Annotated in this window: 24 protein-coding genes; 11 read left to right on the plus strand and 13 right to left on the minus strand. The window is 67.0% G+C overall.

The window, feature by feature from the left end; all coding sequences use genetic code 11:
• Positions 1-232: 232 nt before the first annotated feature.
• Together BMZ69_RS14110 and BMZ69_RS14115 are read right to left on the minus strand one after the other, a co-directional pair.
• Entirely contained in the window at positions 233-1,300 is a 1,068-nt protein-coding gene (locus BMZ69_RS14110; RefSeq protein WP_210188024.1) for a patatin-like phospholipase family protein, read from the minus strand.
• Entirely contained in the window at positions 1,297-2,082 is a 786-nt protein-coding gene (locus BMZ69_RS14115) for a 3-hydroxybutyrate dehydrogenase (protein WP_092157564.1), read from the minus strand. Before BMZ69_RS14115 ends, BMZ69_RS14110 begins: the two co-directional genes overlap by 4 nt.
• Before the next feature lie 117 nt (positions 2,083-2,199).
• On the opposite strand from BMZ69_RS14115, the gene BMZ69_RS14120 reads away from it, so the two are divergent.
• The 3 genes from BMZ69_RS14120 to BMZ69_RS14130 all read left to right on the plus strand — a co-directional run bounded on the left by BMZ69_RS14120 (position 2,200) and on the right by BMZ69_RS14130 (position 6,229).
• Positions 2,200-2,742: a Fur family transcriptional regulator gene (locus BMZ69_RS14120; RefSeq protein WP_244543367.1), complete on the plus strand. Its 543-nt coding sequence runs from the start codon at positions 2,200-2,202 to the stop codon at positions 2,740-2,742.
• 67 nt (positions 2,743-2,809) lie between these two features.
• Positions 2,810-4,087, plus strand: a complete 1,278-nt coding sequence (gene ispG, locus BMZ69_RS14125; protein ID WP_092157568.1) for a flavodoxin-dependent (E)-4-hydroxy-3-methylbut-2-enyl-diphosphate synthase — start codon at positions 2,810-2,812, stop codon at positions 4,085-4,087.
• A 156-nt stretch (positions 4,088-4,243) separates the two neighbouring features.
• Positions 4,244-6,229, plus strand: coding sequence for a potassium transporter Kup (locus BMZ69_RS14130; protein ID WP_092157570.1), 1,986 nt, complete (start codon positions 4,244-4,246; stop codon positions 6,227-6,229).
• Positions 6,230-6,233: 4 nt separating this feature from the next.
• Here BMZ69_RS14130 and BMZ69_RS14135 read toward each other — a convergent pair whose 3' ends face one another.
• Positions 6,234-7,187, minus strand: a complete 954-nt coding sequence (locus BMZ69_RS14135; RefSeq protein ID WP_092157573.1) for a polyprenyl synthetase family protein — start codon at positions 7,185-7,187, stop codon at positions 6,234-6,236.
• Between the two features lie 86 nt (positions 7,188-7,273).
• Between BMZ69_RS14135 and mtgA the strand changes: the two genes are divergently transcribed.
• Together mtgA and rpmF are read left to right on the plus strand one after the other, a co-directional pair.
• The gene (mtgA, locus tag BMZ69_RS14140) at positions 7,274-7,978 is read left to right on the plus strand and encodes a monofunctional biosynthetic peptidoglycan transglycosylase (protein ID WP_244543368.1); all 705 of its coding nucleotides are present in this window, start codon (positions 7,274-7,276) and stop codon (positions 7,976-7,978) included.
• A gap of 139 nt (positions 7,979-8,117) precedes the next feature.
• On the plus strand, positions 8,118-8,303 hold the full coding sequence (gene rpmF / locus BMZ69_RS14145; RefSeq protein WP_057189713.1) for a 50S ribosomal protein L32: 186 nt from the start codon (positions 8,118-8,120) through the stop codon (positions 8,301-8,303).
• Between the two features lie 96 nt (positions 8,304-8,399).
• Here rpmF and BMZ69_RS14150 read toward each other — a convergent pair whose 3' ends face one another.
• Both BMZ69_RS14150 and BMZ69_RS14155 read right to left on the minus strand, forming a co-directional pair.
• Positions 8,400-9,023 carry a DNA polymerase III subunit epsilon gene (locus BMZ69_RS14150; RefSeq protein ID WP_244543369.1) on the minus strand — a complete coding sequence of 208 codons (624 nt, stop codon included), beginning with the start codon at positions 9,021-9,023 and terminating at the stop codon, positions 8,400-8,402.
• 9 nt (positions 9,024-9,032) lie between these two features.
• Entirely contained in the window at positions 9,033-10,238 is a 1,206-nt protein-coding gene (locus BMZ69_RS14155) for an MFS transporter (RefSeq protein ID WP_092157577.1), read from the minus strand.
• 104 nt (positions 10,239-10,342) lie between these two features.
• Between BMZ69_RS14155 and BMZ69_RS14160 the strand changes: the two genes are divergently transcribed.
• Positions 10,343-11,164, plus strand: coding sequence for an AraC family transcriptional regulator (locus BMZ69_RS14160; protein WP_092157579.1), 822 nt, complete (start codon positions 10,343-10,345; stop codon positions 11,162-11,164).
• Between the two features lie 69 nt (positions 11,165-11,233).
• On the opposite strand, the gene BMZ69_RS14165 is transcribed toward BMZ69_RS14160, so the two are convergent.
• The 4 genes from BMZ69_RS14165 to BMZ69_RS14180 form a co-directional block, all read right to left on the minus strand.
• Positions 11,234-12,142, minus strand: a complete 909-nt coding sequence (locus BMZ69_RS14165; RefSeq protein ID WP_175506803.1) for a TorF family putative porin — start codon at positions 12,140-12,142, stop codon at positions 11,234-11,236.
• 211 nt (positions 12,143-12,353) lie between these two features.
• A complete protein-coding gene (locus BMZ69_RS14170) occupies positions 12,354-13,745 on the minus strand; it encodes a L,D-transpeptidase family protein (protein ID WP_244543370.1) in 1,392 nt (463 codons plus the stop codon).
• A gap of 196 nt (positions 13,746-13,941) precedes the next feature.
• Positions 13,942-14,895 carry an acetyl-CoA carboxylase carboxyltransferase subunit alpha gene (locus BMZ69_RS14175; protein ID WP_175506811.1) on the minus strand — a complete coding sequence of 318 codons (954 nt, stop codon included), beginning with the start codon at positions 14,893-14,895 and terminating at the stop codon, positions 13,942-13,944.
• A 120-nt stretch (positions 14,896-15,015) separates the two neighbouring features.
• The gene (locus tag BMZ69_RS14180; protein WP_092157868.1) at positions 15,016-15,786 is read right to left on the minus strand and encodes a class I SAM-dependent methyltransferase; all 771 of its coding nucleotides are present in this window, start codon (positions 15,784-15,786) and stop codon (positions 15,016-15,018) included.
• A 128-nt stretch (positions 15,787-15,914) separates the two neighbouring features.
• On the opposite strand from BMZ69_RS14180, the gene gloB reads away from it, so the two are divergent.
• From gloB to BMZ69_RS14195, 3 genes are read left to right on the plus strand one after another with little or no spacing between them, the layout of a single operon-like run.
• The gene (gloB, locus tag BMZ69_RS14185; protein WP_092157585.1) at positions 15,915-16,679 is read left to right on the plus strand and encodes a hydroxyacylglutathione hydrolase; all 765 of its coding nucleotides are present in this window, start codon (positions 15,915-15,917) and stop codon (positions 16,677-16,679) included.
• 6 nt (positions 16,680-16,685) lie between these two features.
• On the plus strand, positions 16,686-17,141 hold the full coding sequence (locus BMZ69_RS14190; RefSeq protein ID WP_092157587.1) for a cupin domain-containing protein: 456 nt from the start codon (positions 16,686-16,688) through the stop codon (positions 17,139-17,141).
• A 2-nt stretch (positions 17,142-17,143) separates the two neighbouring features.
• Complete coding sequence (locus BMZ69_RS14195; RefSeq protein ID WP_092157589.1) at positions 17,144-17,905, plus strand: GNAT family N-acetyltransferase; 762 nt, start codon at positions 17,144-17,146, stop codon at positions 17,903-17,905.
• 2 nt (positions 17,906-17,907) lie between these two features.
• On the opposite strand, the gene BMZ69_RS14200 is transcribed toward BMZ69_RS14195, so the two are convergent.
• Complete coding sequence (locus BMZ69_RS14200; protein ID WP_092157591.1) at positions 17,908-18,795, minus strand: aromatic amino acid exporter YddG; 888 nt, start codon at positions 18,793-18,795, stop codon at positions 17,908-17,910.
• A 179-nt stretch (positions 18,796-18,974) separates the two neighbouring features.
• On the minus strand, positions 18,975-19,805 hold the full coding sequence (locus tag BMZ69_RS14205) for an alpha/beta fold hydrolase (RefSeq protein WP_092157594.1): 831 nt from the start codon (positions 19,803-19,805) through the stop codon (positions 18,975-18,977).
• 122 nt (positions 19,806-19,927) lie between these two features.
• On the opposite strand from BMZ69_RS14205, the gene BMZ69_RS14210 reads away from it, so the two are divergent.
• Together BMZ69_RS14210 and BMZ69_RS14215 are read left to right on the plus strand one after the other, a co-directional pair.
• The gene (locus tag BMZ69_RS14210) at positions 19,928-20,914 is read left to right on the plus strand and encodes a GlxA family transcriptional regulator (protein ID WP_092157870.1); all 987 of its coding nucleotides are present in this window, start codon (positions 19,928-19,930) and stop codon (positions 20,912-20,914) included.
• A gap of 114 nt (positions 20,915-21,028) precedes the next feature.
• Entirely contained in the window at positions 21,029-22,225 is a 1,197-nt protein-coding gene (locus BMZ69_RS14215) for an MFS transporter (RefSeq protein ID WP_092157596.1), read from the plus strand.
• 78 nt (positions 22,226-22,303) lie between these two features.
• On the opposite strand, the gene phbB is transcribed toward BMZ69_RS14215, so the two are convergent.
• Both phbB and BMZ69_RS14225 read right to left on the minus strand, forming a co-directional pair.
• Positions 22,304-23,029, minus strand: a complete 726-nt coding sequence (gene phbB / locus BMZ69_RS14220; protein ID WP_092157598.1) for an acetoacetyl-CoA reductase — start codon at positions 23,027-23,029, stop codon at positions 22,304-22,306.
• Between the two features lie 40 nt (positions 23,030-23,069).
• Positions 23,070-23,285, minus strand: coding sequence for a DUF1737 domain-containing protein (locus BMZ69_RS14225; RefSeq protein WP_092157600.1), 216 nt, complete (start codon positions 23,283-23,285; stop codon positions 23,070-23,072).
• Positions 23,286-23,295 lie beyond the last annotated feature (10 nt).

A 23,295-nucleotide genomic window follows, 5' to 3' on the forward strand; every position in this document is an offset into this window, starting at 1 on the left:
TCACCCACGGGCTTGGTGTCCCTCAGGGCTGTCGGTCTTCCACCTGCCACCGCAACCGCTGGTATAGCAGATGAGGCAAAATGAGAGTTACAAGGTGTTCGGAGCGGAAACGTTGGACCTGAACCCAACCGCGCGGTGAGCGCTCGCGGAACTCGTCCAACGGACTACACCTCACCCTGCCCTCTCCTTACAGGAGAGGGTTCCCCGCGCCTTCCCGCGACAGTTCAGCTTCTCAGCTAATCGCTTCCTTCAGATCCAAGGTTCCCTGCACGCCGATCGCCGCGTAGTTGCGTTTCAGCCAGCGCTTGGCCGCGGTGCGGCCGAGATCGCGCAGGCTGAGCAGGAAGTTCCATTCGGAGTTGAGGCGCGAGGAGGAGGTGAGCTGCGCCAGCGGCAGGCCGCCGTCGATCCGGTGCATCAGCACGCGCTTGTAGTCGCCGGTCGAAAGCTTGCCGTCGTCGAGCAGGCGGTTGACGAAGTCGATGGCGCGCAGTTCGCGCAGGAGCGAGGCGTTGAAGGTGATCTCGTTGAGCCGATCCTGGATGGCGCGGGCATTGGTCGGCAACTCGCGGCGCTCGAGCGGGTTGATCTGGACCAGCAGGATGTCGTCGCCTGCCGCTTCGTAGAACAGCGGAAAGAGCGGCGGGTTGCCCATATAGCCGCCGTCCCAATAGGGCTCGCCGTCGATCTCGACCGCCTGGAACAGCATCGGCAGGCAGGCCGAGGCCATCAGATGGTCGGCGGTCAGCTCCTGCCGGGTGAATATCTTGATCTTGCCGGTGCGGACATTGGTCGCCGAGATGAACAGGTTGACGTCGGCGCAGCCCTGGACCTTGCCGAAATCGATCAGGTCGGAAATGACCCCGCGCAGCGGGTTGATGTTGAGCGGGTTGACGTCATAGGGGCTCGCCACCTTCGAGAGCAGCTCGAACCAGAGCAGCCCCGGCGGGCGGCCATCCGTCCAGGCGCCGAGCATGGTGTCGAGCAGCGAGCGCTCGGAGCCGCCATATTTGCCGTCGACGCTGATCCGGCGCCAGAAATTTTCCAGTGCGGTGCGCGCGCCGTCGATGCCGCCATCGAGCCAGCCCTCGGTCAGCACCACCGCGTTCATCGCGCCGGCGCTGGCGCCGGTGATCGCCTCGATGGCGATACGGCCGTCGGCGAGGATCGCGTCGAGCACGCCCCAGGTGAAGGCGCCGTGCGCGCCGCCGCCCTGGAGCGCGAGATTGACCGATTTCTCGGCCTTCGGCCCCGCCAGGCCTTTGACCAGCGGGACCTTGCGCTGCTTGCGGCCGGTCACGCGGCGGTCCAGCCGCCATCCATCGGCAGGGTGGTGCCGGTGATCGACTTGGCCGCATCGGTGCAGAGGAAGACGGCGAGCGCCGCGACCTGCTCGACGGTGACGAATTCCTTGGTCGGCTGGGCCAGCAGCAGCACGTCGTTGATGACCTGCTCCTTGGTCAGGCCGCGGGCCTTCATCGTGTCGGGGATCTGCTTCTCGACGAGGGGCGTCCAGACATAGCCCGGCGCGATCGCATTGACGGTGATGCCATGGGTCGCGACCTCGAGCGCCACCGTCTTGGTGAAGCCGGCGATGCCGTGCTTGGCCGAGACATAGGCCGATTTGAACGGCGAGGCGACGAAGGCGTGGGCGGATGCGGTGTTGATGATCCGGCCCCAGCCCTTCGCCTTCATCTTCGGCAGGGCGGCGCGCGTGGTGTGGAAGGCCGAGGTCAGGTTGATCGCGATGATCTGGTCCCATTTCTCGATCGGGAACTCGTCGACCGGGGCGACATGCTGGATCCCGGCATTGTTGACGAGGATGTCGATCGCGCCGAATTCCTTTTCGGCCTCGGCGATCATGGCGGCGATCTCGTCCGGCTTCATCATGTTGGCGGCCGAGTAGCGCGCCTTGACCTTGAAGTCGGCCTCGATGCCGGCGCGCTCCTTCTCGATCGCGTCGGTCTCGCCGAAGCCGTTGATCACGACATTGGCGCCCTCGGCGGCGAGCGCGCGAGCGTAGGCGAGGCCGATGCCGGAGGTGGAGCCGGTGACGAGGGCGGTGCGATCTTTGAGGAACATGGGGCGGCTCCTGACATTTGGCCTGAGAACGCTTAACTTACCGGCGAAGGCTGGCATTGCGCCAGCGAGGGAGCGTCGGTCACCAGGACGGTGCCCGATGTGCTATTGCAACGCAACATGACGAAAATGCAGCCTGCAAATCCAGATCACCACCACCATGATCACGATCATGAGCACGGTCTCTGCCAGCACGCGCACGACCATTCGCGCCATGCCGCCGCCGGCCTGGCGCGTGCCGAGGCGGTCTGCCGCGAGCGCGGCCTGCGCCTGACGCCGATCCGGCGCAAGGCGCTGGAGGCGCTCTATGGCGACCACAAGCCGGTCGGTGCTTATGATCTCGCCGACCGGATCTCGCCGCCGGGCGGGCGCAGGCTGGCGCCGATCTCGATCTACCGGGCGCTCGACTTCCTGGTCGAGCAGGGCTTCGTGCACCGTCTGAGCTCGCGCAACGCCTTCATCGCCTGCCCGCATGGCCACGGCGCCAACGAGGCGGTCGCCTTCCTGATCTGCGAAATCTGCGGCGGCGTCGACGAGGACGCCTCGCCGGCGATGCGCCAGGCGATCAAGGGGATGGCGGAGGGCCGGCGTTTCCAGACCTCCTATCAGGTGGTCGAAATCGTCGGTCGCTGCGAGCATTGTCGCGACGCTGCCGCAGCTTGACGATTATCCTGCAACGGCGCAGTGCAGCCACGACGAGCCGCTGCCGGCAAAGGATCCGGACCATTCCATGAGCGACCAGCCGCTGACCTGCCTGCCCGAAGGGCCTGACGCCGCGCCGGCGCCGCGCAAGCGCACCGTCCCGGTGATGGTCGGCCATGTGCAGGTCGGTGGCGGTGCGCCGATCGTCGTGCAGTCGATGACCAATACCGACACCGCCGATATCCCGGCGACGGTCGGGCAGGTGGCGGCGCTGGCGCGGGCGGGCTCGGAGCTGGTGCGCATCACCGTCGATCGCGACGAGGCGGCCGCAGCGGTCCCGCATATCCGCGAGCGGCTCGACATTCTCGGCATCGACGTGCCGCTGGTCGGCGATTTCCACTATATCGGCCACAAGCTGCTGAGCGACCATCCGGCCTGTGCGCAGGCGCTGGCGAAATACCGGATCAATCCCGGCAATGTCGGCTTCAAGGACAAGAAGGACAGGCAGTTCGGACAGATCGTCGAGCTTGCGATCAAGCACGGCAAGAGCGTGCGGATCGGCGCCAATTGGGGCTCGCTCGACCAGGAATTGCTGACATCGCTGATGGATATCAACGCTGCCGCGCCGAAGCCGCTCGATGCGCGAGCGGTGATGCGCGAGGCGATGGTGCAGTCGGCCCTGCTCTCGGCGCAGCGCGCCGAGGGAATTGGGCTAGCCAAGGACAAGATCATCCTCTCGGCCAAGGTCTCGGGCGTGCAGGACCTGATCGCGGTCTACCGCATGCTGGCCGAGCGCGGTGACTATGCCATCCATCTCGGCCTGACCGAGGCCGGGATGGGCTCGAAGGGCCTCGTCGCCTCCTCGGCGGCGCTCGGAGTGCTGCTGCAAGACGGGATTGGCGACACGATCCGCTTCTCGCTGACACCGGAGCCGGGCGGCGACCGCACGCTGGAGGTCAAGGCCTCGCAGGAACTGCTGCAGACCATGGGCTTCCGGGCCTTCGTGCCGCTGGTCGCGGCCTGCCCGGGCTGCGGGCGCACGACCTCGACGGTGTTCCAGGAGCTGGCGATGGACATCCAGAGCTGGATCTCCACCTCCATGCCGGAGTGGAAGACGCGCTATCCAGGGATCGAGGCGCTCAACGTCGCGGTGATGGGTTGCATCGTCAACGGCCCCGGCGAGTCCAAGCACGCCGATATCGGCATCTCGCTGCCGGGCACGGGCGAGGCGCCGACCGCGCCGGTCTTCGTCGACGGCAAGAAGGTCGCGACCTTGCGCGGCCCCGCCATCGCCGCCGAATTCAAGACCATGGTCGAGACTTATGTCGAGCGGCGCTACGGCGCCCGGGCCGCCGCCGCGGAGTGAGCCGGCGGCAATTCACGGTTGAAGCGATTTTCACCGTGCGCCGCGTGAAAGTGGCTCCCGCCCTCGCGGAACATGCTCTAGCGTCTTTGCCTGACAGACATGCCGTGCTAGAGGCCCCGGCCTTTCGCTGCATTGCAGCACCCGCGGAGCGCCCTGATGGGTCATGACCAGCAGCACCCGTCGGCCGCCAAGCCGGATGGGGATCGCTTCGGGCTCGAAGAGCCGGCCGGCAACGGCCATTCCAGGCAGAGCTATGCGGCGCTGGCGCTCGGCGCGCTCGGCGTCGTCTATGGCGATATCGGCACCAGCCCGCTCTACGCGCTGCGCGAGACGATCCTGGCAGCGACCGGCGCGGCGTCCGGCGGACATGGCGGCGGTGCTGCCGTCACGCTGAGCGGTCCCTTGCCGCGCGAGGCTGTGATCGGCGTGCTCTCGCTGATCCTGTGGTCGCTCGTCCTCGTGGTGACGCTGAAATACGTGGTGCTGCTGCTACGCGCCGACAATAACGGCGAGGGCGGCACGCTGACCCTGGTGGCGCTGGCGCAGCGCGCGCTCGGGCGCACCCGTGGCGGCATCGTACTCTTCCTCGGCATGGCCGGCGCGGCGCTGTTCTACGGCGATGCGGTGATCACGCCGGCGATCTCGGTGCTCTCGGCGGTCGAGGGCCTGAAGCTGGTGACGCCGGTGCTCGAGGACTACGTCATCACCATCGCCTCGGTGATCCTGATCGCGCTGTTCCTGGTGCAGAGCCGCGGTACCGGCAAGGTCGCCAATTTCTTCGGCCCGATCATGACGCTCTGGTTCCTGACGCTGGCGGGCCTCGGCATCTACCACATCGCCGACGATCTCGGCGTCTTCGCCTCGATCAATCCCTATTGGGGCGTGCGCTTCTTCTTCGACCATCCCGGGCTGTCGCTGGCGGTGCTCGGCAGCGTCTGTCTCGCCGTGACCGGCGCCGAGGCGCTCTATGCCGATATGGGCCATTTCGGCCGCGGGCCGATCCGTAGCGCCTGGATCTTCCTGGTCTTCCCGGCGCTCTGGCTCAACTATCTCGGCCAGGGCGCGCTGATCCTGTCCGATCCGACCGCGATCGACAATCCGTTCTACAAGCTCGCACCGCCGGCGCTGATCCTGCCGCTGGTGATCATGGCGACGCTCGCCACCATCATCGCCAGCCAGGCGGTGATCACCGGCGCCTATTCGCTGACGCGGCAGGCGATCCAGCTCGGCCTGCTGCCGCGTCTCGAGATCCGCCACACCTCCGAGCACACCTCCGGGCAGATCTACATTCCGCGGATCAACGTGCTGCTGCTGTTCACGGTGCTGCTGCTGGTCTGGACCTTCAAGACGTCTTCCAACCTCTCGCACGCCTATGGCATCTCGGTGTTCGGCGCGATGATGGTCGACTCGCTGCTCGCCTTCATCGTGATCTGGAAGGGCTGGCGCTGGGGCTTGCTGGCGACCACCGCCGTGGTGCTGCCCTTCCTGATCATCGACGTCGCCTTCTTCTCGGCGAACCTCCTGAAACTGCTCAGCGGCGGCTATGTGCCAGTGCTGTTCGCCATGGCGCTCGTCCTGCTGATGTGGACCTGGGTGCGCGGCACCAAGATCCTGTTCGACAAGACCCGCAAGACCGACGTGCCGCTGCTCGAATTGGTCGGCATGCTGACCAAGAGCCCGCCCTACCGGGTCAAGGGCATGGCGGTGTTCCTGACCAGCGACCCCGAGACGGCGCCGGCCTCGTTGCTGCACAATCTCAAGCACAACAAGGTGCTGCATGAGCGCAACGTGATCCTGACCGTGCGCTCGGCCGACACGCCGCGCGTCGCCGAGACCGAGCGCGTCAGGCTCGCGCGCATCACCGACGACTTCTGGCGCGTCGAGATGGTCTATGGCTACATGGAGAGCCCGAACGTACCCAAGGGGCTGGCGATCCTGCGCAAGCAGGGCTTCAAGTTCGACATCATGTCGACCTCGTTCTTCCTGTCGCGCCGCTCGATCAAGGCCTCGCCGCAATCGGGCATGCCGGTCTGGCAGGACAATCTCTATATCGGCCTGACCAAGAGCGCGACCGACGCCACCAACTTCTTCCAGATCCCGACCGGTCGCGTCGTCGAGGTCGGCACGCAGGTGACGGTCTAAGCGCTCAGTTCTTGCGCTGCGCGGTGAATTCGGCCGCCGCACGCAGCATCGCCGCCTCCGGCCCGAAGCCGGCGAGCGCCGCGATCGCCTCCTCGCTCAGCCGGTCCCGCTCGCGCTTGGCTGCATCGAGGCCGAGCGCCGTGACCAGCGTCGCCTTGCCCTTGGCGTCGTCCTTGGCGGTCGCCTTGCCCATCTGCTCGGGGCTTGCTTCGATGTCGAGGATGTCGTCGGCGACCTGAAAGGCGGCGCCCAGCGCCTTGCCATAGCGCCCCAGAGCGGCTGTCTGCGCCGCCTCGGCCTGGCCGAGATGGGCGCCGATCAGGACGCTGCCGGCGAGCAGCGCGCCGGTCTTCATTGCCTGCATCCGGCGGATCTCGACCTCGCCGAGCTTTCCGGGGGCGCCGTCGGCGGCGAAGCGTCCCTCTGCAGCGAGATCGAGCATCTGCCCGCCGACCATGCCGCCCGGGCCGAGCGAACGGGCGAGCTGCAGGATGACCGCAGCGCGCGTCTGCCCATCCGGATGCGTCTTCGGATCGGCGATCACGTCGAAGGCGAGCGTCAGCAGGCCGTCGCCGGCGAGGATCGCGGTCGCCTCGTCATAGGCCTTGTGCACGGTCGGGCGGCCGCGGCGGGTGTCGTCGTCATCCATTGCCGGCAGGTCGTCATGGACGAGCGAATAGCAATGGGCGAGTTCGACGGCCGCTCCGGCGCGCAGGGCCTGTTCAACCGGCACGCCGAAGAGCTTCGCCGTCTCGACGACGAGGAAGGGACGAAGCCGCTTGCCGCCACCGAGCGCACCATGGCGCATCGCGGCGAGCAGCCGAGCGGGGCGATGAACCTCACCGGTCTCTGGTTTGTCCTGAAGCAGTGCTTCGAGCAGGGTTTCGATCGCACCCGCCGTCTCCGACAAGGCGCTGGCCAGAGCCGCGGCGGGGACAGTCCGTTCCACGGAACTCATGATCACTTCTCGCGTTGGCTGGCGGAGTTTGGCGCGCGGGGCTTGCCGGAGGCGGCCGTATTCGTCAAGCGTGGGGGATGACGCAGATGGCTGACAATCCGGCTCCGCGACGCGGGGGCCTCACGGGCCGGATCGTGCGCGGGCTGTTGCGGCTGCTGGCAGCGCTTGCAATCGTCTTTGTCGCCCTGCTGTTGCTCTACCGCTTCGTGCCGCCGCCTTCGACCTTGATGATCGGCCGCTGGCTGACCTTCCGCACGGTCGAGCGCGACTGGGTGCCACTCTCGCAGATCTCGCCGCACCTGATCCGCGCGGTGATCGCCTCCGAGGACCAGCGCTTCTGCTCGCATGCCGGTGTCGACTGGGGCGAACTCAACGCCGTGCTGCAGGATGAGGACGGGCCGAGCCGCGGCGCATCGACGCTGACCATGCAGACCGCCAAGAACCTCTTCCTCTGGCCCGGCCGCTCCTATCTGCGCAAGGGAATGGAACTGCCGATGGCGCTGGCGATCGATCTCGCCTGGCCGAAGCGGCGGGTGATCGAGGTCTATCTCAACATCGCCGAGTGGGGAGACGGCATCTTCGGGGCCGAAGCGGCAGCCCAGCGCCATTTCGGCAAGCCGGCCTCGCGCCTGACGCCGGCGGAGGCGGCGCGGCTGGCCGGAGCCCTGCCCAACCCGATCCTGCGCAACCCATCGCGGCCGAGCCGGGCGCTGCAGGCTGCGGCCGGCCGGGTACAGCGGCGGATGAACCAGCTCGGGCCGCTCGGCAATTGCGCGCTGCCGGGAGCGTAGACCACTTTTTGTGCCCGGCGCACTAGCCAGAGCGCGCGCGAGCGTGTAAAGGCCAGCCCTCATCACGAATGTGACGTCGTCGCGACAGTGGTGCGGGTGAAATGCCCCGCCTCGCGCGAAGGCATGATGGAGAGTACCGATGGCCGTTCCGAAGAGAAAGACTTCGCCGTCGAAGCGCGGCATGCGCCGCTCGGCCGACGCGCTGAAGCAGCCCACCTATATCGAAGACAAGAATTCGGGCGAGCTGCGCCGTCCGCACCATATCGACCTGAAGTCCGGCATGTATCGCGGCCGTCAGGTGCTGAAGGCCAAGACCGAGGCCTGATTCAGGACGAAGCCCATCCGGGCCTCTGTCTTTGATTGCCGAAAGGCGCCGCCATTGCGGCGCCGGCATGACGGTCCCTATCTCAGATCTGCTGGATCAGCATCGCGCTGCCGAACCACGGCGGCGCGGAGCTGTTTTTGCACTATAGCGCTCAGCTTTCCCGGCTGAAGAAGCACAGCAGATTGGCATAGCCGCGGGCGCTTCGATCGCGCGATGCGTATGGGCGACCGAGCCCAGCCATTCGGCGGGATAGTGCTGGACATCGCACTTGCCTTGCTGGCGTCCGGTCTTGCCGGCGACGAACGACATCAGGCAGAGCGGCGGATGCCGGAAGAGACGGTCGGCGGCCCAAGGCAGCAGCGGGCGCCCGATGAAGCGTCGCGGACAATAGTCGAACCAGAGCCCGTCGAGCGCCAGCGGATGAGCCGCAAAGATCGGCTCGCCTTCGATCGCGCCGAGCCAGTCTCCGAAGCGCCGCACTAGCACGGCGGGAAGCTCCGGCTTTTCCGTCGCGGCCGCCCAGGCCAAGGGATGGCGTGCCCAGAACGCCATCGTGATCTCGTCGCGCATGGCGCCGTCGAGGGGTTCCAGAACCGCTTCGAATTCTCCGAGGACGGCACCATCGGCCGAGACGGCGACGGAGCCGAAAGAGAGCATCGAATTGATGCCCGGCGTCGGCCCGTCGAACTCGCAATCCGTCACGACATGATAGGGCGGCATGCGTCCTCGTCAGCCCTGCGCCCGCCTCGGCAGGCGCGGCAGCAGGATCGTCAATAGCCCCAGCAGCGGCAGGTAGGAACAGACCTTGTAAACGAAGGTGATGCCATAGCTGTCGGCGAAGCCACCGAGCAAGGCAGCGCCGAGACCGCCCGCGCCGAAGGCGAAGCCGAAGAACATCCCCGCGATCAGGCCGACTCGGCCCGGCACCAGCTCCTGCGCGAACACCACGATCGCCGAGAAGGCCGAGGCGAAGACCAGCCCGATCATCACGCTCAGCACCCCCGTCCAGAACAGGTTGGCATAGGGCAAGAGCAGCGCGAACGGGATGACGCCGAGGATCGAGAACCAGATCACGAAACGCGCGCCGAAACGGTCGCCGATCGGCCCGCCGGCGAAGGTGCCGACCGCGGCCGCGCCGAGGAACAGGAACAGCATCAGCTGCGCGTCGCGGAAGCCGAGCTGGAACTGTTCGATCACATAGAAGGTGAAGTAGCTGGAGATGCTCGCCATGTAGACGTTCTTGGTGGCGGTCAGCAGCACCAGCACGAACAGGGCGAAGGCGACGCGCCCGCCCGGCAACGGCAAGGCCCGGCTCGCCGGTGGCCGGCCGGCCTGCGCCCGGCGATGGGCGGCATACCAGTGCCCGACCCGGGCCAGCACGATGACGCCGGCCATGGCGATGACCGAGAGCCAGGCGACGCTGCCCTGGCCGAAGGGCAGGACAACGAAAGCCGCCAGCAGCGGCCCGAGCGCCGAGCCGAGATTGCCGCCGACCTGGAAGAGCGATTGCGCCAGGCCGTGCCGCCCGCCCGAAGCCAGCCGCGCCACCCGCGACGCCTCCGGGTGAAAGATCGCCGAACCCAGGCCGATCAGGCAGGCCGCGATGATCAGCACCGTGAAGTTGTGGGCGTTGCCGAGCAGGATCAGGCCGCCGAAGGTCGAGGCCATGCCTGCCGGCGCCGAATAGGGCATCGGCCAGCGATCGGTCACCATCCCGACGACCGGCTGCAGTAGCGAGGCCGTGACCTGGAAGGCCATGGTCAGCAAACCGATCTGAACGAAATCCAGCGCGTAATTCGCCTTGAATAGTGGGTAGAGCGAGGCCAGTAGCGACTGCATGACGTCGTTGAGCAGATGGCAGAAGCTCACCGCCAGCAGGACGGAAATCGTCGTCTTCTCGAAACGGGGGCGGCTTCCCTCGATCGTTGCAACCATTGCGGCACCCTTGCAGGCAAACCTCGACCAGCGCTCCTTCTACAGAGCTTGCTCGTGACCTGCTTTCGTGTTTCGGTCGATTTCTTTCGCGTTCGGGCCAATCGATGAGAAAGCTGCCGCAGCAACAGGTGGAGGCCCTCCATTCCGACCATCGCCAGATTCACGGCACGGTTTCCGATGCCGACGGCGATGTCCTGGTCCGAGTCTCCGACAATCCCGCCGGCTATACGATACCGCCGCACAGCCATCGCCAGATCCAGCTTCTCTGCGCATTCTCGGGCGTGGTCCAGATCAACACCGAGCGCGGCAGCTGGATGATCCCGCCCGGCCATGGCCTGCTGATACCGGCCTGGCTGCAGCATTCGGTTGAGATGCTCAGCGATGTCAGCATCAAGTCGGTCTATCTCCTCACGGAACACGACGACCTGGCGGAGCGCATGCTACAGGTGCTCGGCGTCACCGATCTTGCGCATGCGCTGATCGTCGAGGCGATCCGTCTCAGCGACACACCGCCCGGCACCCGCAAGCTCGCGCTCGTCCTGGAACTGCTGACGGCCGAGATCGCCGCGCTGCCGATCCGGCCGCTCGGCCTGCCGATTCCGGTCGACAGGCGACTTTCCGCCCTCTGCCGCGCCTATATGGCCGCGCCCTCGGTGACCGAGCGCCTCGACGATTGGGCGGCCAAGCTGGCGATGAGCCGGCGGACCTTCACACGGTTCTTCCAGCGCGAGACCGGCCTCAGCTTCGTCGCCTGGCGCCAGCAGGCCAGCCTGTTCGCCTGCCTGCCCCGGCTGGCGGAAGGCGTGCCGGTCACGGAGGTCGCCATGCTGGCGGGCTATGACAATGTCGCGGCGTTCACGACGATGTTCAGGCGGAGGCTGGGCACCGCGCCGCGCAACTATATGAAGGCCTCGCTGGCGCGATAGCCGTCCGGCTATCGAAAAAGGGCCGCCCTCGCGAGCGGCCCTTCGAAACAGTCCATGCGAGCGAAAGGCTCACTTCGGCGCGAAGATGCCGACGCTGCTGGCGGTGATGTCGAAGGAGAGCGTCGCCACCACGGTCGGGTTACACCACTTCGAGCGGCCCGAGCCCGAGACGATGCCGCGCGGATCGGCGGTCAGCAGGAAGCAGTCGCTCTTCGACAGGTTGGTGTCGTGGTAGCGCACATCCGCCGTCAGGTTCTTCCAGGTGTAGGAGAGGCCGGCGTTCCAGTAGGCGTAGTCGGGCAAGTTGGTCGGCGGCACCGTCGACCAGATCGCGAGATTGGTCGTGCCGAGCCAGTAATGGCCGAACTCGCCGGAGACCGAAAGGCCTTCCAGGAACGGCAGGTTGTACTTCGCCGTCACCGAGGCATAGGTGCCGGAGGCGCCAGTGCCGAGCCAGTCCCAGGCGTAGAAAACGTTGGCGCCGAGGATCAGCTTGTCCTCGAAATTGTAGCTGAGCTTGCCGTAGACCTCGGTGTAGTCGGTGTTCTTCGGTGTCCAGTACACGCCGGCCGTATCGATGTACTGCTTCTCGCTAGGGTAATAATACTGCCAGACGCCGACATCGACGGTGACCGGGCCGAATTTCGGCCGGATACCGCCGTAGAAGTCGATCTCGGCCGGCGGGCTGGTCGCCAGGTCGACATTCGAGGCGTAGACGCCGGCATAGACCAGGTTGTCGTAGAACTGCAGCTCGGCGCCGCCCTGGATCGCCGGCTTGCGGTCGGTCTGCGAGATGCCGCGGAAGTTATAGTCCGTCATGCCCTTCACGCTGACGGCGATGTCGAACCAGGTGATGCTCGGCGCCACCGGCACGGGCGGCGCGCCCTTGCGGCTCGGCAGGTCGGAGGCGAGCGCCGAGGCCGCAAGCGCTGTCGACAACGCCAGGCCGGTCAGCAAACCCGAAATCTTGAAAGCCATTACGAACTCCATCGAAGGTCCGCATGACCGCGTCATGCCTTCGTCACGATGAAGCCTTCGCAACCGAGAAATCGGCAAGGCGAGCTTTTCGGCAGCCTGCCGTGCCATTGGGCAAAGACACCGGTTTCGCCGGGTTTCGCGCCCAGAAAAGCGCCCGCGGCCATTGCTGGCCGCGGGCGTGACTTTTCTGCATCAGTGCTTTGCGGGCGCTTCAGCGCGCCGTGGGCTGGCTCGCATAGGCCGCATCGGGCTGCAGCTGCGAGGTCCGCAGCGTCGAAGCCCGGCGCGGCGGCAGCGGGGCGGTCACCGTCTGCGGCGTTTCGGGCACGGACGAGGCGATCGGCGCCTGCTCCTTCGGCTCGGAGGAGCCGCCGAGCAGCGGCACGAAGCTCAGCGCCCGCTGATAGAAGGAGGGCTGCGCCGGCTCGGCTGCGGCTGTCTGGATTGGCGCCGGCGTCGCGGCTCCGGCCGTCGCCTTGGCGACCTGCGTCGCCGCATCGCTCGCCGGCTTGGCGGCCGGCGCGGCGGCGACCACGGGCTTGGCTTCCTCGATCTGCGCGCTGCTGACGGCGGCCAGGACGGCGTCGTTCTCAGCCGATTCGGCGCGGACGGTGGCCTTGGTCCGCCCCTTGTCGTCGAGCACGACGACGCGCGGGCCGATCAGCGAATCGACGCGGCTGATGCCGACATCACGCGAGCCCCAGGCGACCGACCGGTTCAGCGAATCGGCGCCGGACTGGGCCAGTTGTCGCTTGAACGAGGAGTGCTGGTCGCCATCATCATAGATCAGCTTGACCGCGGGCGTGCCCTTCGAGACCAAAGCCGCGACCTGGATCTCGTCCTGCTGGCGCTTCTGGGCGACGGCCTGCGTGATCGAGGAATCGATCTGGCTGCCGTCGCGGTTGAAGGCATAGCGCCCACCGGCCACGGAGACCGCGGGCTCATCCTTGGCGACCTCGAAGAAATCAGAGCCTTCCTTCAGATTCTTCCAGAAGGCGATGTTCGGGTCGAGCCGGTGCTTGGCGAGATTCTCCGGCGTCATCCGGAACGGATAAGCCTGCATCTGAACGGCGCGCTGCCCGCCATTATGGGCTTCGCGGACCAGCGCATAGAGCTCGCCGATCTGGTCGTCGGTCATCGAGTAGCAGCCGGCCGAGGAGCAGGCGCCGTGCACCATCAGATGGGCGCCGGTGCGGCCATGCGAGCGGTCATAGGCGTTGGGATAGCCCATGTTGAACGAGACGTAGAAGGACGAGTTCGGGTTCATCTGCGCCGGGGTGATGGCGTAGAACCCTTCCGGCGCCATGCGGTCGCCCTCGCGCACCTTCGGGCCGAGCTGCCCGGACCAGCGGCACATCGGATAGGTCTTGAGCAGCGCGTATTTGCCGTCGGCGCGCTTCTTCCAGACCTCGAGCTCCGACTCCTTCTTATAGGAACGAATCAGGATCGGTTGGCTCTTGCTCATGCCCTTCTCGGACATCAGCGTGTAGGTCGCGGACGGAATCGGGATGTTATGGCGCGCGGAGCCGCGGTAGCGCTCCTCTTCGCAGGCTGCCAAACTGAGGCCAAGGAGCGCCGCCAGCGCGAAATGTCTCAGAGCCACGTCGTCAATCCCATCTCGCGCGGACGCGTCAAGCCGACAATTCACCACGCAACAAGGCCAAATTATGCCCGTTGCCCGGTTTTAGGATCGTTAGCCTTGACCGTTCCTTACCACAGGGGCCTTGCAGATGGCCATATGGTGAAGCCGCGGTAAAGCGCCCGCCGGGGCGAGGGCCCGGTTGCGCCCAATCGGCCGGTTAAAGCGTCCGGCCGATCGCCAGATATTTCTGCGCCCGCCGGTCGACGATCTCGTCGGCGCCGAGGCCGGCGAACTCGGAGAGCGCTGCTTCGATCGCCGTGCCGGCCCGCTCGATCACGGCCTGGGGGTCGCGATGGGCGCCGCCGGTCGGCTCGGCGACGATCCGGTCGATCACGCCGAAGCGCAGCAGGTCCTGGGCGGTGATCTTCATGCCGGTCGCGGCGTCCTGGGCGCGCGCCGTGTCGCGCCAGAGGATCGAGGCCGCGCCCTCCGGCGAGATCACCGAATAGATCGCATGCTCCAGCATCAGCACCTTGCTGGCGGCGGCGATCGCAATCGCTCCACCCGAGCCACCCTCGCCGATCACCAGCGCGACGCTCGGCGTGCGCAAGGCGAGACAGGTCTCGGTCGAGCGCGCGATCGCCTCGGCCTGGCCGCGCTCCTCGGCCTCGATGCCGGGATAGGCCCCGGCGGTGTCGATAAAGCTCAGCACCGGCAGACCGAACCGGTCGGCCAGCTCCATCAGGCGCACCGCCTTGCGGTAGCCCTCCGGCTTGGGCATGCCGAAATTGTGCTTGATGCGGGTCTCGGTCGAGTTGCCCTTCTCCTGGCCGACCACGCAGACCGGCTCGCCGCGGAAGCGACCGAAGCCTCCGACGATCGCCTCGTCCTCGCCGAAGGCGCGGTCGCCCGCCATGGGCGTGAACTCGTCGATCAGGGCCGAGCAGTAGTCGAGGAAATGCGGGCGCTGCGGATGGCGTGCCACCAGCGTCTTCTGCCAGGGCGTCAGGGCGCCGTAGAGGTCCTTCAGCGCCTGCGAGGCCTTGGCCTCGAGCTTGCCGATTTCCTCGGCGAGCGAATAGCCGTCGCCCTTGCCATCGAGCGCGCGCAGTTCATCGGCCTTCGCCTCCAGTTCGGCAACCGGCTTTTCGAAATCGAGATAGCTTCGCATCGACATCCAGATCAGGTCCCGCTTTCCCGAGGGAAAAGGCGGCGGCAAGGGCCGCCAAGGCTCGCGGCGACGGAAGGGTCAAGAAAGGCGGCGGACCTTGGCCGCGCCCCGGCGAAATTGTCAACCCGCAGGCAGCGTCGCTTCGTCCTGCCGCGGCAGCCGGCCGGAGGGATGAGCCTGCGGCAGCAGCACCGGCCGGAAGGCGAAACTCCGTCGTGTCGCGCGCAAGGGTGCGCGCCGGTAGAACTGCTTGGTCGCGTCGATGACGTAGACGCCGGCAAAGGGCAGCGACAGGCCGGCGCCGACCTTCTCCCAGGCCATGGCCGAGCGCATGAACAGCCGCCGGCGCAATGGTGGCACATAGAGCGCCTCGGCCCAGTGCTCGGGCGAGAACATGGCGCGGCGCATCAGCGCCTCGATCTGCGAGCGGCTGAACGGCCGGCCATGGCCGAAGGGCGTCGTATCCATACGCGCCCACAGGCCGCGCCGGTTCGGCACCACGACAATCAGGCGCCCGCCCGGGCTCAGCACCCGCGAAATCTCTTCCAGCAAATCCTCCGGGCTCTCGGTCTCCTCCAGCGCATGCACCAGCAGGACGCGATCGATCGAGGCGGTCGGGAGCGGCAGCAGCGTCGGCTCGACCAAGGCGGACGCGGAGAGGCCGGGCGAGGGCCAGTTCACCACGCCCTGTGCCGCCGGCATGAAGGCGATGACGCGCTCGGCCTCGCCGCCGAGCAGCGGCAGATAGGGCGTCGCATATCCCAGGCCCAGCAGACGCTGGCGTCGGCAGTCCGGCCAGAGCCTCAGCACCACCCTGCCGACGGTCCGCCGCGCCACATGCCCCAGCGGGCTGGCATAGAAGCTGCGTAGGTCGACGACGTCGAGGGCCATGCCGACGGAAATGGCGTAGTGGCGGCGGGAGCGCAAGGGCGAGCTGCCAGCCGAAGTCTGGTGTCTTGCTACCGACGCCGGCTTGCTTCAAGCAGTCACCTCGATTGCCGACTGTCGGAGTTTTTGCCATGCCGCTCGACATCCATGTCTTCCGCACGCTCAGCGACAATGCCGGCGCGCTGCTGCGCGATGCTGCCACAGGCGCCTGCGCTACAGTCGACGTTCCCGATGCGAACGAGGTGCTCGCCGCCGCCAAGGCCAAGGGCTGGACGATCAGCCAGGTGCTGGTCACGCATGAGCACGCCGACCATGTCCAGGGCATCGCCGCGCTGAAGCAGGCGACCGGCGCCAAGGTGTTCGCGCCGGAAGCCGCCCGCGACGGCGCTCCCGTCGACGTCGTCCTTGGCGAGGGCGACCGCGTCTCGGTGGGCAGCTATGAGTTCGAGACCTGGACGACGCCCGGCCACGCCGACGGGCATGTCAGCTTGATCGGCAAGAGCGCCAGTCTCGCTCTGGTCGGCGATGTCGTCTTCGTCATGGGCTGCGGGCGCGTCATGCCCGGCAAGATGGAGGCGATGTGGGCCTCGCTGTCGCGCATCATGGCACTGCCGGACGCGACCACGCTGATCACCGGCCATGACTACACGCTCTCGAACGCCCGTTTCGCCGCGGCGATGGACCCGAGCAACGCCGCCGTCGCGGCGCGCCTCGCCGAGGCCGAGGCGGCCAAGGCCGAGGGACGCTTCTGGGCTGTGACCACGGTCGGCGAGGAGAAAGCGACCAACCCGTTCTTCCGCTCGGAGGAACCGGCGCTCGCGGCCACGCTCGGCATCGTTGGCAAGCCGGCGGGCGAGGTCTTCGCCGCGCTGCGCGAGGCCAAGAACAGGTTCTGAAGTCAGATGAACACGTTGAGCGGCCTCAGCGCCGCCGAGGTCATCCACTTGCTGGAGCTGAAGCCCCATCCCGAGGGCGGGCATTATCGCGAGACCTTCCGCGATCCCGCCGGGCCGGTGGGGCGCGGCTTCTCGACCGCGATCTACTATCTGCTCGATGTCGGCGAGACCTCGGAATGGCATCGCGTCGACGCCGCCGAGATCTGGCACCACTATGCCGGCGCGCCGCTGGTGATCACGCTCTCGCCGAACGGGCACGACGCCTCGGCCCACCATCTCGGCAAGGACCTTTCCGCCGGCCAGCGGCCGCAGATCGTCGTGCCGGCCGGGCACTGGCAGAGCGCGACCTCGCTCGGCGCCTGGACCCTGGTCGGCTGCACCGTCGCGCCGGGCTTCGCTTTCTCCGGCTTCGAGATGGCGCCGCCGAACTGGCGGCCGACGCCGCGCCCGGCCCGAGGCTGAGCATGGACAAGCCCGTCACCGATATGGCGCTGGTCAGCGCCTGCGAGACCCGGATCGTCAACGCCTGGCCGGCGCCGACCACGCTCGTCGTCGATCAATGGGTGGTGCGCTTCGCCAATGGCTATTCCGGCCGCGCCAACTCGGCCTCCTCGCTGCGCGAGGGCGGCGACATGGACGAGCCGACGCTGGCCTTCGTCGAGGGGCTCTACCGTGAGGTCGGCCTGCCGCCGCGCATCCGCTTCACCCCGCTGGTCGCCGAGGATGCCCGGCGGCGTTTCGCCGAGCGCGGCTACCGCATCGAGACCGCCTCCTTCGGCATGGTCGCCGAGCTCGATCCCAATCTTCACCCGCCTATCCCCGGCATGGTGTCCACCGGGCAGGCCGACGATGCCTGGATCGACGGCGTCTGCAGCCATCAGACCGGCAACAAGCGCAATCGCGAGCATCTCGCCGCCATCGTCTCCGGCGTACGCGTCCCCGCCGCCTTCGCCATCCTGATGCATGACGGGCGCCCCGCGGCCTATGCGATGAGCGTCGCCGAGCGCGGCATGGCCGAGATCGGCGCAGTGATCGTCGACGAAGCCCTGCGCGGCAAGGGCCTCGGCAAACAGATGATGCTGGGCCTGATGGGCTGGGCCGCGGCGCAGGGCTGCACCAAGGCCTATCTCCAGGTCGACCAGAGCAACGGCCTTGCCTTCGAGATGTACAAGCGGCTCGGCTTCCGCACGGTCTACGCCTACGAGACGCGGATCCTCGACATCTGAGCCTAGCCGCGGGCCGCCTTCGGCTCGGTGCCCCGCGCTGCCGGCCCGAAGCTCGCGACCAGCGCGCCGGCGACGATCAGGACGCAGGAAACGGCCAGCAGCCAGTTCGCCGGCGCATAGCCGGCAATCACCAGGATCACGGTCGAGAGCACCGGCGCGGCATAGGAGGCGACGCCGAGGAAGGCGACATCGCCTTTCTTCATGCCGATGTCCCAGCAGATGAAGGCGAGCCCGATCGAGCCGAGACCGAGGCCAAGCACGCCACCCCATTCGACCGCGCTCAGCGCCCACAGGGTCGTCTCGAAGGCAAGATGGCAGGCGAAGGCGGGAATGGCGCAGCCGAGCATGGTGATGGCGAGGCTCTCGGACGGCACCCCGGCGAAGCGCCGCGACAGTACCGAATAGCTCGCCCAGACGAAGGCGCCGAGCGCGGCCAGCACATGGCCGAGCTGGATGCCGGCGCCGCCCGAGCCGAGGCTGCCGGAGATCAGCATCGCCGTCGCGGCAAGACCGATCAGTGCTCCGACGAGATGGCGGGCCTTGAGTCCTCCGCCCGGGAGCAGCGCCGCGAACAGCACGATCAGCAGCGGCCAGAGATAGTGGATCAGATTGGCCTCGGCGGCCGGCGCCGTCTTTACCGCGGCGTAGTAGAGCGCGGTGTCGCCGAACGGCCCGTAGAGCCCGAGCAGGAAGGAGGCTGGCGTCGGCCGCGCCAGATGCAGGCGCCCCCGCAACGCCGCGATCGCCAGCACCAGCACGCCGCCGATGACGAAGGTCATGCCGACGAGCTGGAAGGACGGCACCCGCCCGGACATGGCGGTGAACAGCGCCAGCGTCGACCAGAGCAGGATGGCGATGGAGCCGGTCGTGGTGGCGGCGCGGGAGGTCATGAGACGAGCTTCGGAATTGCGATTGCAGACCCGTTAAGCGCTGCGCCGCCACCTAGCCAGCCCATTCATCATCAGTGGCCGGCACGACATCAAAAAAATGCCGGCAAGGCCAATCTCACGGCCCTGCCGGCAATCTTGCCGGAGCGAATGGAGGCCGAGCGCTCGGCCTCCCTCTCGCCTCACCCCTTGATGAAGGCGAGGAGGTCGGCGTTGATCACGTCGGGATGGGTGGTGCACATGCCATGCGGCAGGCCGGCATAGGTTTTCAGCGTGCCGTTCCTGAGCAGCTTGACCGACAGCGGAGCCGAGTCGGCATAGGGGACGATCTGGTCGTCATCGCCATGCATCACCAGCACCGGCACCTCGATCGCCTTCAGGTCCTCGGTGAAGTCGGTCTCGGAGAAGGCCTTGATGCAGTCGTAATGCGCCTTGGCGCCGCCCATCATGCCCTGCCGCCACCAGTTGTCGATGACGCCCTGCGAAACCTTGGCGCCCTCGCGGTTGAAGCCGTAGAACGGGCCGGTCGGGATATCGACATAGAACTGGGCGCGGTTGGCGACCAGCGCGGCACGGAAACCGTCGAAGACCTCGATCGGCAGACCACCCGGATTCTTGTCAGACTTGACCATGACCGGCGGCACCGCGCCGATCAGAACCGCCTTGGCGACGCGGCCGGGCTCGGCGCGGGCGACGTAATGGGCGACCTCGCCGCCGCCGGTGGAGTGGCCGATATGGACGGCGTTGCGCAGGTTGAGATGCGCGGCGAGCTCGGCGACATCGGCGGCGTAGGTGTCCATCTCGTTGCCTGTCGCGGTCTGGCTCGAGCGGCCATGGCCGCGGCGGTCATGCGCGATCACCCGGAAGCCCTGATGCAGGAAGAACAGCATCTGGTTGTCCCAGTCGTCGGCGCTGAGCGGCCAGCCATGGTGGAAGACGATCGGCTGCGCCTCCTTCGGGCCCCAGTCCTTGTAGAAGATCTCGGTGCCGTCCTTGGTGGTGATCGTGCTCATCTGCCTTCTCCTTCGGCTTTTCGGGCGGCCGGATCGTCGCCCTTCGATGTGGACGGTTATAGGCGGGGCGTTGCATGCTGCCGCTTGGCGGAACCGACAATCAGCGGGGCAAAACTGACAGCATGACGACGGGTAAGCAGATTGTCGCAGAGATCGGTCTCCTGCTCTATCCGGATGTGCAGCTCGCGGCCGTCTACGGCCTGACCGACCTGTTCCGGATCGCCGGCGAGATGAGCCAAGAGCGCCGCGGACCGGACGCGCCCGTCATCCGCGTCAGCCATTGGCGCCAGGCGGCGGACAGCGCCGGTGTGGAATGCGTCTTCGACAGCCATCCCGGCCGTGAGCACGATCCGAGCCACCTGATCGCACCGCCGAGCCTGATCATGCCGGCGAGGATGCAGCCGATGAACGGCCTTGCAACCTGGCTGGCCGAGCGCCATGGCGAAGGCACGACGCTGTGCTCGGTCTGCGCCGGCGCCTTCCTGCTCGGCGAGGCCGGGCTGCTGGAGGGCCGCGAAGCGACGACGCATTGGGCCTTCGCCCAGGAGCTGGCGGCGCGCTTTCCGGCTGCGAAGGTCGATACCGACCGCATGGTGATCGACGATGGCGACATCATCACCGCCGGCGGCATCCTGGCCTGGACCGATCTCGGCCTGACCCTGGTCGAACGCCTGCTCGGACCGAGCGTGATGCTGGAGACCGCGCGCTTCCTGCTGATCGATCCGCCCGGACGCACGCAGCAGCCCTATGGCCATTTCGCGCCGCGGCTCGACCATGGCGACGGCGCGATCCTGAAGGTCCAGCACTGGCTGCAGGCGAGCGGAGCCAAAGATCATGACGTCCCGGCTCTGGCGAGGCGAGCGGGGCTGGAGGAGCGCACCTTTCTGCGCCGCTTCCGCAAGGCGACCGGCCTGCGCCCCACCGAATACGCCCAGCAGATCCGCATCGCCAAGGCGCGCGAGGCACTGGAACTGAGCCGTCGTCCGGTGGCACAGATCGCCTGGGATGTCGGCTACGAGGACGCCTCGGCCTTCCGCAAGCTGTTCCAGCGCATCACCGGGCTCGCCCCGGCCGATTACCGCCGCCGCTTCGGCGTCGCTCTCTCCTGAAGATTGATCCCCTGACCGCCGTACTTGCGTCACGGCTTCTGCGCGATGGCGGCCATGCATAGCGCGCTTTGCCCGGCGATTGACCGCGTCCGCGCGCTGGCGCAAGCGTGCGCCATGACCACGCTCCCCTTGCCGACGGCCGCCCGCCCGTTGATGCCGGTCCTGGCGGCCCTCAGCGTCGCCCATCTGCTCAACGACCTCATCCAGTCGATGATCCCGGCGGTCTACCCGCTGATCAAGGAGACTTATCAGCTCGATTTCGTGCAGATCGGCCTGATCACGCTGGCCTTCCAGGTCACCTCGTCGCTGCTGCAGCCTGTCCTCGGCTATGTCACCGACAAGAAGCCCTGGCCCTATGCGATGGTCGCCGGCATGGGCGCGACGCTGGCCGGCCTGCTCTCGCTCGCCTTCGCCCATAGCTACGGCATGGTACTGGTCGCGGCCGCCCTGGTCGGCACCGGTTCGGCCGTGTTCCATCCCGAGGCAACCCGCATGGCCCGCCATGCCGCCGCTGGACGCCAGGGGCTGGCTCAGGGCGTGTTCCAGGTCGGCGGCCATGCCGGCTACGCGATCGGCCCCTTGCTCGCCGCCGCCGTGGTCGTGCCGAACGGACAGCAGAGCCTGTCCTGGTTCTCCGGCATCGTGCTGGTCGCCATGCTGCTGATGGCCTGGATCGGCTCGCGATATTCCGCCTTCCGCAAGGAGCAGGTCGCCTCCAAGGCGCATGCCGACGATGTTGCCTCGCACGGCATGCCGCGCCGCCGCGTTCTGCTCGCCATGGCGGTGCTGATCGTCATCCTGTTCTCGAAGAACGCCTACACGGCCTCCTTCACCTCCTACTACACCTTCTATCTGATCGAGCGTTTCCAGGTCTCGCTGCAGCTCTCGCAGATCCTGCTCTTCCTTTATCTCGTCGTCGGCGCGGTCGGCGTGATCATCGGCGGCATGATCGGGGACCGGATCGGCCGCCATCGCGTGATCTGGCTCTCGATCCTGGGCTGCCTGCCCTTCGCGCTGGCATTGCCCCATGCCGACCTCGCCTGGACCGCGATCCTCAGCGTCATCATCAGCTTCATCATGGCGAGCGCCTTCTCGGCGATCCTGATCTACGCGATCGATCTGGTGCCGCACCGCGTCGGACTGGTCGGCGGTTTGTTCTACGGTCTCGCCTTCGGCCTCGGTGGCCTGGCCGCGGCTGCGCTCGGCGCGCTCGCAGACAAGATCGGCATCATTCAGGTCTTCGCCCTCTGCGCCTGGCTGCCGGCCTTCGGCCTGCTCACCTTCCTGCTGCCGAAGGAAGCGCGCGGCTGACCGCTGCGGCAGCGAATGCAACGAGAAAAGGCGGAGCCGGCCGGCTCCGCCCTTCGCAAGGTCGGCCGATGGGCGGCGTCAGGCCATGTACTGTCCGCCATTGGCGGAGAGGGTCGAGCCGGTGATGAAGCCGGCCTCGTCGCTGGCCAGGAACACGACTGCGCGCGCGATCTCCTCGGGCTCGCCGAGGCGTCCGACAGGGATATGCGGCAGGATCGACTTCTCGATCACGGCCGGGTCGATCGCCTTGACCATCTCGGTCGCGATATAGCCGGGGCAGATCGCGTTCACCGTAATGCCGGCCCGCGCGCCTTCCTGCGCCAGCGCCTTGACGAAGCCGATGTCGCCGGCCTTGGCGGCGGAGTAGTTGACCTGGCCCATCTGGCCCTTCTGGCCATTGATCGACGAGATGCAGATGACGCGGCCGAACTTGCGCGAGCGCATGCCTTCCCAGACCGGGCGGGTCATGTTGAACAGCGAGTTCAGGTTGGTGTTGATGACCGCGTCCCACTGCTCCTTGGTCATCTTGTGGAACATGCCATCGCGGGTGATGCCGGCATTGTTGACGAGCACATCGACGGGCCCGAGCTCGGCCTCGACCTGGGCGATGCCCGCGACGCAGAAGTCGTAGTTCGAGACGTCCCATTTATAGGTCTTGATGCCGGTCTCGGCGGTGAACTTGGCCGCCGCCTCGTCATTGCCGGCATAGCTCGCCGCTACAGTGTAGCCGGCCGCCTTGAGGCCTTTCGAGATCGCCTCCCCAATACCTCGGGACCCGCCCGTCACCAGTGCAACCTTAGCCATCGCCGTCTTCTCCCTCTTAGACGCGGCTATGAAGGCCGCTTCATTCTTTGCTGAGATCGAGACCGGGCTCGTAAGCCCGGTCGACATCCTTGATGATCGCCTGCCCGCAGATCACCCGCCCTGTCTTCTCGTCATAGGTCAGGGTCGGGTGGCCGTAGAGAATCCAACCACGGCTCAACGCCTCCGAGACCCGATGACAGAACGAGGCGTCATCGGGGCCGGTGAGATAACGGTAGAGCGTGGTCTGCTTCGGCATGGCGGCGCGC

The sequence above is a fragment of the Allobosea sp. CRIB-10 genome (assembly GCF_900112185.1).
Lineage (GTDB): Bacteria > Pseudomonadota > Alphaproteobacteria > Rhizobiales > Beijerinckiaceae > Allobosea.

What these genes read in the sequence shown, in the direction of transcription:
- BMZ69_RS14205 (WP_092157594.1), bottom strand. Translation starts at nt 19,805, where the DNA reads ATGAGCACGATCACCACCAAGGACGGCACCGAGATCTTCTACAAGGAC.
- BMZ69_RS14195 (WP_092157589.1), top strand. Translation starts at nt 17,144, where the DNA reads ATGGACAAGCCCGTCACCGATATGGCGCTGGTCAGCGCCTGCGAGACC.
- BMZ69_RS14120 (WP_244543367.1), top strand. Translation starts at nt 2,200, where the DNA reads ATGACGAAAATGCAGCCTGCAAATCCAGATCACCACCACCATGATCAC.
- BMZ69_RS14175 (WP_175506811.1), bottom strand. Translation starts at nt 14,895, where the DNA reads ATGCGAAGCTATCTCGATTTCGAAAAGCCGGTTGCCGAACTGGAGGCG.
- BMZ69_RS14190 (WP_092157587.1), top strand. Translation starts at nt 16,686, where the DNA reads ATGAACACGTTGAGCGGCCTCAGCGCCGCCGAGGTCATCCACTTGCTG.
- BMZ69_RS14215 (WP_092157596.1), top strand. Translation starts at nt 21,029, where the DNA reads ATGACCACGCTCCCCTTGCCGACGGCCGCCCGCCCGTTGATGCCGGTC.
- BMZ69_RS14155 (WP_092157577.1), bottom strand. Translation starts at nt 10,238, where the DNA reads ATGGTTGCAACGATCGAGGGAAGCCGCCCCCGTTTCGAGAAGACGACG.
- BMZ69_RS14225 (WP_092157600.1), bottom strand. Translation starts at nt 23,285, where the DNA reads ATGCCGAAGCAGACCACGCTCTACCGTTATCTCACCGGCCCCGATGAC.
- BMZ69_RS14160 (WP_092157579.1), top strand. Translation starts at nt 10,343, where the DNA reads ATGAGAAAGCTGCCGCAGCAACAGGTGGAGGCCCTCCATTCCGACCAT.
- mtgA (WP_244543368.1), top strand. Translation starts at nt 7,274, where the DNA reads ATGGCTGACAATCCGGCTCCGCGACGCGGGGGCCTCACGGGCCGGATC.
- BMZ69_RS14210 (WP_092157870.1), top strand. Translation starts at nt 19,928, where the DNA reads ATGACGACGGGTAAGCAGATTGTCGCAGAGATCGGTCTCCTGCTCTAT.
- BMZ69_RS14115 (WP_092157564.1), bottom strand. Translation starts at nt 2,082, where the DNA reads ATGTTCCTCAAAGATCGCACCGCCCTCGTCACCGGCTCCACCTCCGGC.
- BMZ69_RS14180 (WP_092157868.1), bottom strand. Translation starts at nt 15,786, where the DNA reads ATGGCCCTCGACGTCGTCGACCTACGCAGCTTCTATGCCAGCCCGCTG.
- rpmF (WP_057189713.1), top strand. Translation starts at nt 8,118, where the DNA reads ATGGCCGTTCCGAAGAGAAAGACTTCGCCGTCGAAGCGCGGCATGCGC.
- BMZ69_RS14150 (WP_244543369.1), bottom strand. Translation starts at nt 9,023, where the DNA reads ATGCCGCCCTATCATGTCGTGACGGATTGCGAGTTCGACGGGCCGACG.
- BMZ69_RS14165 (WP_175506803.1), bottom strand. Translation starts at nt 12,142, where the DNA reads ATGGCTTTCAAGATTTCGGGTTTGCTGACCGGCCTGGCGTTGTCGACA.
- BMZ69_RS14135 (WP_092157573.1), bottom strand. Translation starts at nt 7,187, where the DNA reads ATGAGTTCCGTGGAACGGACTGTCCCCGCCGCGGCTCTGGCCAGCGCC.
- ispG (WP_092157568.1), top strand. Translation starts at nt 2,810, where the DNA reads ATGAGCGACCAGCCGCTGACCTGCCTGCCCGAAGGGCCTGACGCCGCG.
- gloB (WP_092157585.1), top strand. Translation starts at nt 15,915, where the DNA reads ATGCCGCTCGACATCCATGTCTTCCGCACGCTCAGCGACAATGCCGGC.
- phbB (WP_092157598.1), bottom strand. Translation starts at nt 23,029, where the DNA reads ATGGCTAAGGTTGCACTGGTGACGGGCGGGTCCCGAGGTATTGGGGAG.
- BMZ69_RS14130 (WP_092157570.1), top strand. Translation starts at nt 4,244, where the DNA reads ATGGGTCATGACCAGCAGCACCCGTCGGCCGCCAAGCCGGATGGGGAT.
- BMZ69_RS14200 (WP_092157591.1), bottom strand. Translation starts at nt 18,795, where the DNA reads ATGACCTCCCGCGCCGCCACCACGACCGGCTCCATCGCCATCCTGCTC.